This window comes from Novosphingobium rosa NBRC 15208, from assembly GCF_001598555.1.
Lineage (GTDB): Bacteria > Pseudomonadota > Alphaproteobacteria > Sphingomonadales > Sphingomonadaceae > Novosphingobium > Novosphingobium rosa.
Genome location: NZ_BCZE01000008.1, coordinates 52,287 through 60,688, shown reverse-complemented (window position 1 = coordinate 60,688; position 8,402 = coordinate 52,287). Strand labels below are relative to the sequence as shown.

The 8,402-nt window shown below is 63.7% G+C and carries 6 protein-coding genes; 2 read left to right on the top strand and 4 right to left on the bottom strand.

Going from position 1 to position 8,402, the window contains the following annotated elements; translation table 11 throughout:
• Window positions 1–88 precede the first annotated feature (88 nt).
• The 3 genes from mdh to SR3_RS03640 form a co-directional block, all read right to left on the bottom strand.
• Window positions 89–1,051 (bottom strand): malate dehydrogenase, encoded by a 963-nt coding sequence (gene mdh, locus SR3_RS03650; RefSeq protein ID WP_068080869.1) that lies wholly within the window; start codon window positions 1,049–1,051, stop codon window positions 89–91.
• A gap of 414 nt (window positions 1,052–1,465) precedes the next feature.
• Window positions 1,466–1,768: a hypothetical protein gene (locus SR3_RS03645; RefSeq protein WP_068080866.1), complete on the bottom strand. Its 303-nt coding sequence runs from the start codon at window positions 1,766–1,768 to the stop codon at window positions 1,466–1,468.
• A gap of 144 nt (window positions 1,769–1,912) precedes the next feature.
• Window positions 1,913–3,100 carry a cell wall hydrolase gene (locus SR3_RS03640; RefSeq protein WP_245653754.1) on the bottom strand — a complete coding sequence of 396 codons (1,188 nt, stop codon included), beginning with the start codon at window positions 3,098–3,100 and terminating at the stop codon, window positions 1,913–1,915.
• A gap of 307 nt (window positions 3,101–3,407) precedes the next feature.
• Here SR3_RS03640 and uvrA point away from each other — a divergent pair, with 307 nt between their 5' ends.
• Window positions 3,408–6,305, top strand: a complete 2,898-nt coding sequence (uvrA, locus tag SR3_RS03635) for an excinuclease ABC subunit UvrA (RefSeq protein ID WP_068080863.1) — start codon at window positions 3,408–3,410, stop codon at window positions 6,303–6,305.
• Between the two features lie 87 nt (window positions 6,306–6,392).
• The gene (locus tag SR3_RS03630) at window positions 6,393–6,962 is read left to right on the top strand and encodes a hypothetical protein (protein ID WP_068080861.1); all 570 of its coding nucleotides are present in this window, start codon (window positions 6,393–6,395) and stop codon (window positions 6,960–6,962) included.
• A 110-nt stretch (window positions 6,963–7,072) separates the two neighbouring features.
• Here SR3_RS03630 and SR3_RS03625 read toward each other — a convergent pair whose 3' ends face one another.
• Complete coding sequence (locus SR3_RS03625) at window positions 7,073–8,284, bottom strand: argininosuccinate synthase (protein ID WP_068080859.1); 1,212 nt, start codon at window positions 8,282–8,284, stop codon at window positions 7,073–7,075.
• Between the last annotated feature and the right edge of the window lie 118 nt (window positions 8,285–8,402).

The window sequence follows — 8,402 nt, the reverse complement described above, 5'->3', positions numbered from 1 at the left end:
TGTCTCCGATAGAGAGGCAGGCGGCCTATAATAAGAAAAGATTGGCAAAAGGTGCCCGCTTTGCAAAGCGGACACCTTTGCGATTGGATCAGGCCAGCGAAGGATCGATGTTCTTGCAGGCCACCAGCAGTTCCTTGACCGCATCGACCGAGATCTGGAGGTTGCCCTTGGCTTCCTCGTCCAGCTCGATCTCGACGATCTTTTCCACGCCGTCCGAACCGATCATGGCGGGCACGCCGACATACAGGCCGTCAACGCCGTAAGCGCCGTCAACGTAAGCGGCGATCGGCAGGATACGCTTCTGGTCGAACAGATAGGCCTCGGCCATGGCGATCGCCGAAGCGGCGGGCGCGTAGAAGGCCGAACCGGTCTTGAGCAGGCCGACGATCTCGCCGCCGCCCGAACGGGTGCGCGCCACGATGGCGTCGATCTTTTCCTTGGTGCTCAGCCCCATCTTGATGAGGTCGGGCACGGGGATGCCGTTGACGGTCGAGTACTGCGTGACGGGCACCATGGTGTCGCCGTGGCCGCCGAGCACGAAGGTGTTCACGTCGCGGATCGAGACGCCGAATTCCCAGGCCAGGAAGGTGCTGAAGCGGGCCGAGTCCAGCACGCCGGCCATGCCGACGACCTTGTTGGCGGGCAGGCCCGAGAACTCGCGCAGCGCCCAGACCATGGCGTCGAGCGGGTTGGTGATGCAGATCACGAAAGCGTCGGGCGCGTTGGCCTTGATGCCTTCGCCCACGGCCTTCATCACCTTCAGGTTGATCGAGAGCAGGTCGTCGCGGCTCATGCCGGCCTTGCGGGGCACGCCGGCGGTCACGATGATGACGTCGGCGCCGGCGATGTCGGCATAGTCGTTCGAACCGGTGATCTTGGCGTCGAAGCCCTCGACCGGGCCGCACTGCGACAGGTCAAGCGCCTTGCCCTGGGGGATGCCTTCGGTGATGTCGAAGAGGACGATGTCGCCCAGTTCCTTCTGCGCGGCCAGGTGAGCCAGCGTACCACCGATGTTGCCGGCGCCAATGAGGGCGATCTTCTTGCGTGCCATGAACTTCCAGTCCTCTACGCTCTTGCGGGCTTCCACCGGCGCCCCGGGAGTGAGGCGCTGACAGAGCTTGATCGATCCGGGCTTCCCGCACAGTCCCGCAAGCGCGCGGGGGCCCTTGGTTGGATTTGGAGGGTGCCCTATTCCTCTGCGCAGGCCATTGCAAGGCACGAAACACATAGGGATGCAAAGAGTTTGCGCAATTCATTCGCAATAGCGATAACTCGGGGAAAATGCACGTTTCGTTACAAAAATGAACCTGTCTGGTACGTGAACCGAAGGTTTGGCTTGCGCTTGGCGCATCGCTCGATGCGGAAAACGCATCGAGGACGGTTAGGCGGGCGGCCATGAAGGCCGACTCGTAACGCTAACGGGCCCGAGTCTGCCGACCGGGCCCGATGCTGGATGGCGGGCGCCTTAGCGGCGGCGCGGCGAACCGATCGCATCGGCCATCCGGCGGTCGAGCTGGCGGCAGACGGCGCGCCAGTGGTGCGATTGATCACGGTCGCCGCGCTGCTGGGCCAGCAGGGTCAGGCGGCGCGCCTCGGCGGCGGCGTTCAATCCGTGAAGGGCGAAATGGCGCAGCGTGCTGATCAGCAGGGCATCGGCGCTGATCGGTGCATCGGCATCGTTGGCCGCCATGGTCAGGGCCGGGGTGCACAGCACCCGCGCGACTGCTTTACATTCCCCGCTGCCTGCTGCTGCGAAACGAATGGACATGGGGGACGACTTCCTTGGATTTGCTTGTTTGTGAACCTTGGCGACGCGGTCGGTCTAGCTCCAAGGGCCTAAACCTTTGTGATCCGGCTTGGTTATCGAAATGTTGCGCTGTGTAAATTGCGCCGAAACGATGGATCGGCCCGCTTACTGCGGCGTGCCGATCCACTGGCCGCTGTTGCGGTAGTCCTCGCGGATGCCTTCACTGCCGGGCAGGCTTGTGGCGCGATAGGCCTTGTCGCCGCCGCGCCGGATGACGTCATCGGTGTAGGCGGGCGCAGGCTCGACGGGCGCGCTGGCGGCGGCGACCTGCACTTGCGCCGGGCTGCCTCCGGCCTGTTTCAGGCTGGCGTCATAGGCGCGCTCCACCGCCAGCGGATCGGCGGTGGCCAGCAGATCGGCGCTCTGGCCGGTGCGGGCGTGGGGGGCGGCGAGCGGTTCGCCGCCGGCGTAGGCGAAGCGGAAAGCCGCGCCTTCGCCCGCAGGTCCGGGCAGGCGGTAGAAGCGATGCGCGCCAATCTGGCCGATGAAATTCATCGCCGCGTCCCAATAGGGGTGAACGGCAAAGGTGTGGTAATGCGTCGCCAGCCCGACGGGGCGGAAGACGTAACCGGCCAGCGCCGCGCGCGCGACGGCCTGCGCCCGTTCCCAGAAATAGCGGTTGGGGAGGCGGGCCAGAGCGCCGTCACAGGTGAAGGTGAACTGGCAGCCGGTGGTCTTCTCCGAACCCTGAAACACCACGCCGCAGACCGTCTTGGGAAAGCTGGGATGCGCCACGCGGTTCAGCACCACCTGAGCCACCGCGCGCTGGCCATCGTCAGGCTCGCTGGCGGCTTCGTAATAGATGGCGCTGGTCAGGCATTGCAGGGCGCGGTCGTGGTCCTGACCCGCCGCCGCCGCGATCAGGGCGCGCGCCGAACCGGCGGGGCCGGCAAGGGTGGGCAGCGGATCGGGATCGCCATCATTATGCGCGCCGGGGGTGAGGGTCTGCTGGCCATCCCCGGGCAGCTGGTCCCACGCGGCCAGATAGTACCAGGCCGAACCGGGGAAGCTTTCGCCGGGGCGCTCGAAGGGCATGGGGGTGATCTGCTGGGCGCTGTCGTCCTCGGTGAGGGCGGCGAAACCATTGCCATGCTGCTGGGCCTGCACCTGCCAGCTGGCCGCCATCACCACCACGGCGGCGATCGAGACCGCGGCGGCGCGCAGCCCCACGGCCTGATGCAGATGATGGCGACGGGCGCGGGCGATGGTCAGCGGCTTGCGGCGCGAGAAACGGGCATGGAAATCCGCCGCGCGCGGCAGGTCTGCCAGCGCGTGGAGCGGAGTTTCAGCCATGTCACCCGGGCGCGGTTGCATCCGTAAGACCTTTGCAGAAATAGGACAGCCTGTCGCCTAGACGGTTCAACCATCCGTCGCATCTGTCGATTTGCCGCCGTTCCAAAGCGGCACGGACGGGGGCCTTAACCGTTAATCGCTTAACGCGGGCACGCCTTGCATGGTTAAGAAGGGCTTGTCGTTATCCTTGCTCGTTACCACATGATGGGGGATGCGCGCGGGCCTGTGCCTATTGCCCTTTCGGCCAAGGTTTCGGAACACCGCTTCGTACTTGCCACAATCGAACAAATCTGGAACACGGGCCTTTATGAGTCTCTCCCATATTACCGTGCGCGGCGCGCGTGAGCATAACCTCAAGGGCGTGGACATCACGCTGCCGCGAGACAGTCTGATCGTCATCACCGGGCTTTCGGGCTCGGGGAAATCCTCTTTGGCGTTCGATACGATCTATGCCGAGGGACAGCGGCGCTATGTCGAGAGCCTGTCGGCCTATGCGCGCCAGTTTCTGGAGATGATGCAGAAGCCCGATGTGGAGCATATCGACGGGCTGAGCCCCGCGATCTCCATCGAGCAGAAGACCACCAGCCGCAACCCGCGCTCCACCGTGGCGACGGTGACCGAGATTTACGATTATATGCGTCTGCTCTGGGCGCGGGTGGGTGTGCCTTATTCGCCCGCCACCGGACTGCCGATTGCGGCGCAGACGGTCAGCCAGATGGTGGACCGCGTGATGGCCCTGCCCGAGGGCACGCGCGCCTATCTGCTGGCCCCCGCCGTGCGCGGCCGCAAGGGCGAGTATCGCAAGGAAATCGCCGAGTGGCAGAAGGCGGGTTACACGCGCCTGCGCATCGATGGCGAGATGTATGCCATCGAGGACGCGCCGACGCTCGACAAGAAGTACAAGCATGACATCGAGGTGGTGGTCGACCGCGTGGCGGTGAAGGATGGCATCCAGAGCCGTCTGGCCGACAGTTTCGAGCAGGCTTTGAAGCTGGCCGATGGGCTGGCCTACATTGACCTTGCCGATGGCGTGGTGCCGGGGCGCGAGGGCGAGGCCAAGTCGAAGAATTTGAAGGGCGCGGGTGTGCCGCTGAACCGCATAGTGTTCAGCGAGAAGTTTGCCTGTCCGGTCAGCGGCTTCACGATTGAGAGCATCGAGCCGCGTCTGTTCTCCTTCAACGCGCCTCAGGGTGCCTGCCCGGCCTGCGATGGTCTGGGCGAGAAGCTGCTGTTCGATCCGCAGCTGGTGGTGCCCAATGAAGGCCTGTCGATCAAGGCGGGGGCGGTGGTGCCCTGGGCCAAGTCGAACCCGCCGTCGCCTTATTATATGCAGGTGCTGGCTTCGCTGGCCAAGCATTACGGTTTCGCGCTGGAAACGCCCTGGATCGATCTGCCCGCCGAGGCCAAGATCGTCATCCTCTATGGCACGGGCAAGACTCCGGTGCCGCTGACCTTTATGGATGGCAAGAAGCTCTACACCGTCACCAAGCCCTTCGAGGGCGTGATCGGCAACCTCAACCGCCGCATGCTGCAGACCGAAAGCGCCTTTATGCGCGAGGAGCTGGGCAAGTATCAGACCGCCCAGCCTTGCGAGGTCTGCGAGGGCAAGCGCCTGAAGCCGGAAGCGCTGGCCGTGAAGGTGGCGGGCAGCGATATCGCCGATGGCGTGCGGCTGAGCGTGCAGGATGCGCTGGCGTGGTTCTCCACGCTGGAGGAGAAGCTGACCGATCAGCAGAAGCAGATCGCCAAGGCCATCTTGAAGGAAATCAACGAAAGGCTTGGTTTCCTGAACAATGTGGGTCTGGATTACCTCAATCTGGATCGCACCAGCGGCACGCTTTCGGGCGGTGAATCGCAGCGTATCCGTCTGGCCAGCCAGATCGGCAGCGGGCTTTCGGGCGTGCTTTACGTGCTGGATGAGCCGAGCATTGGCCTGCATCAGCGTGACAATGACATGCTGCTGGCGACTTTGAAGCGCCTGCGCGATCTGGGCAACACGGTGATCGTGGTCGAGCATGACGAGGACGCGATCCGCGCCGCCGATTATGTCGTCGATCTGGGGCCGGGCGCGGGTGTGCATGGTGGCGAGGTGGTGGCCGAGGGCACGCTGGCCGATATTCTGGCCAACCCGAACAGCATGACCGGCCAGTATCTGACCGGCGCGCGCAAGATCGAGGTGCCCAAGGAGCGCCGCAAGGGCAATGGCCTGTCCATCGTGGTCGAGAATGCGCGGGCCAACAATCTGAAGGGTGTGACGGCAAAGTTCCCGCTGGGCACCTTCTGCTGCGTGACCGGTGTGTCTGGCTCGGGCAAGTCAACGTTGACGCTTGATACGCTGCAGGCCGGGGCTTCGCGCACGCTTAATGGCGCGCGGGTGATCGCCGGGGCGCATGACAAGATCGTGGGCCTGGAAAACTGCGACAAGGTGATCGAGATCGACCAGTCGCCTATCGGTCGCACGCCGCGGTCTAACCCGGCAACCTACACCGGTGCCTTCACGTTGATCCGCGATTGGTTCGCGGGTCTGCCCGAGGCTCAGGCGCGTGGGTACAAGGCCGGGCGTTTCAGCTTCAACGTCAAGGGCGGGCGGTGTGAGGCCTGTCAGGGCGATGGCCTCATCAAGATCGAGATGCACTTCCTGCCTGACGTTTACGTCACTTGCGAGGAGTGCAACGGCAAGCGCTACAACCGCGAGACGCTGGAGGTGAAGTTCAAGGGCCATTCCATCGCCGATGTGCTGGATATGACCATCGAGGACGCCGAAAGCTTCTTCGCCAATGTGCCCCCGATCCGTGAGCGCATGCATATGCTCAACGAAGTGGGGCTGGGCTATGTGAAGGTGGGGCAGCAGGCCACCACGCTTTCGGGCGGCGAGGCGCAGCGGGTGAAGCTGGCCAAGGAACTGGCGCGGCGCTCCACCGGCAAGACGCTTTACGTACTCGATGAACCCACCACCGGCCTGCATTTCGAGGATGTGCGCAAGCTGCTGGAGGTGCTGCACCGCCTTGTCGATCAGGGCAACAGCGTGGTGGTGATCGAGCACAATCTCGACGTCATCAAGACCGCCGACTGGCTGATCGACATGGGCCCGGAAGGCGGCGTGCGCGGCGGCACCATCGTGGCCGAAGGCACGCCAGAGCAGGTGGCCAAGAACAAGGCCAGCTTCACCGGGCATTATCTCAAGCCGCTGTTGAAGCGGAAGTAAGTAGGCCGGGCCTTGGCGGGGTTTGATATCCCGCCAAGGCAGCGGGCTGCGAAGGTTGTCGTCTTCGTTGAACATATGGGGGTTGGTATGATTGATGCGCCTGCTCCGCCGCCCTCAACCTATGCGATTGAACAGAAGCTGCAGCAGTGCGGGTTGAAGGCCGGAGGGCTGACTGTCGTCTATCGGCAGGAGTTGCAGAGCATCGAGATCATCATCGATGAACCAGCCGGCGCCACCAAGGATATGTTCGGCTGTATTCGGCAGGCTGCCGGGCCTGAGGTGGTCACTTACAAAAATGCGGCCATGCAACAAGCCTATGCCGATCAGCAGGAGGAACTGGATCGGCAGAAGATGCTGGCTTACGCCACCACGGCGTTGGAAAAGCGCGGTTTGCTGGCGGGCTTTCCCGCAAGATCCGATTTTGCCTCGAACGGTCTGTTTGCTCAGGCGCTGGAACAGCGGTGCGGCGGCAAGCCGGGGGAGTTTCTTATGGCAAGCCGCGATGGCGTGATGCTGCGGTCCGCGCCCGAGGCTTTCGACGAAACCCGATTTGGGAAAATGACCTGCCTTGTGGCGGAGCTGATCTATGTCAGCGCCAGAGACAAAAGCTTCAAGATCGACATGATCGGCAATGCGGCACCTGCCACCGACAAATGAAAACCCCGCCGGTGAGGGCGGGGCATTCGGCTTCGGCACAGAGCAAACCTTGCGCCGGGAGACGGAATGGGAGCGCGAGGGTGTAACACCCTCGCACCTATCCCTTCTTCTTACTTCTGGTTCGCCAGCAGCTTCAAACGCAGCGCGTTCAGCTTGATGAAGCCAGCCGCGTCCTTCTGGTCATAGGCGCCGGCGTCATCCTCGAAGGTCACATGGCGTTCGGAATAGAGCGAGTGGGGCGACTTGCGGCCCACCACATAGGCGCCGCCCTTGTAGAGCTTCAGACGCACCGTGCCGGACACCTTGGCCTGCGAATGGTCGATGGCGGCCTGCAGCATCTCGCGCTCGGGGCTGAACCAGAAGCCGTTGTAGATCAGCTCGGCATATTTGGGCATGATCTCATCCTTGAGATGAGCCGCGCCGCGATCCAGCGTGATCGATTCGATGCCGCGATGCGCGCGGGCATAGATCTCGCCGCCCGGGGTTTCGTACATGCCGCGCGACTTCATGCCCACGAAGCGGTTCTCGACCAGATCGAGACGGCCGATGCCATGCTTGCGGCCCAGATCGTTCAGGGCGGCCAGCAGGGTGGCGGGGCTCATCGCCTCGCCGTTCAGGGCCACGCCGTCGCCCTTCTCGAACTCGATCTCGATGTATTCGGGGGCGTCAGGCGCGTCCTCGGGGTTGACCGTGCGCGAGTAGACGTAATCGGGCACTTCCGACCACGGATCTTCCAGCACCTTGCCCTCCGACGAGGTGTGCAGCAGGTTGGCGTCGGTGGAGAAGGGGCTCTCGCCGCGCTTGTCCTTGGGAACGGGGATCTGGTGCTGCTCGGCCCAGGCGATCAGCGCGGTGCGGCTGGTCAGGTCCCACTCGCGCCAGGGGGCGATGACCTTGATGCCCGGCTCCAGCGCATAGGCCGAAAGCTCGAAGCGGACCTGATCGTTGCCCTTGCCGGTGGCGCCATGCGACACGGCGTCGGCACCGGTTTCACGCGCGATCTCGATCAGGCGCTTGGAAATCAGCGGGCGCGCGATGGAGGTGCCCAGCAGATAGTCGCCTTCATAGCGGGCATTGGCGCGCATCATCGGGAAGACGAAATCGCGCACGAATTCCTCGCGCAGGTCGTCGATGTAGATATGCTCGGGCTTCACGCCCATCAGCTCGGCCTTGGCGCGCGCCGGCCCGAGTTCCTCACCCTGGCCGAGGTCGGCGGTGAAGGTCACCACCTCGCAATTGTAGGTGACCTGAAGCCACTTGAGGATGACCGAAGTGTCGAGGCCGCCGGAATAGGCGAGAACGACGCGCTTGATGTCAGACATGAGGCAGGCGCTCCGCTGGGAGGGATAGGATCAGCGCGGGCGACTAGCAGGCGGGGGGGGCAGGGGCAAGGAGGAAGGGGGCGGGAAGCAAGAAGGAAAAGGAAGGTGCGAGGGTGTT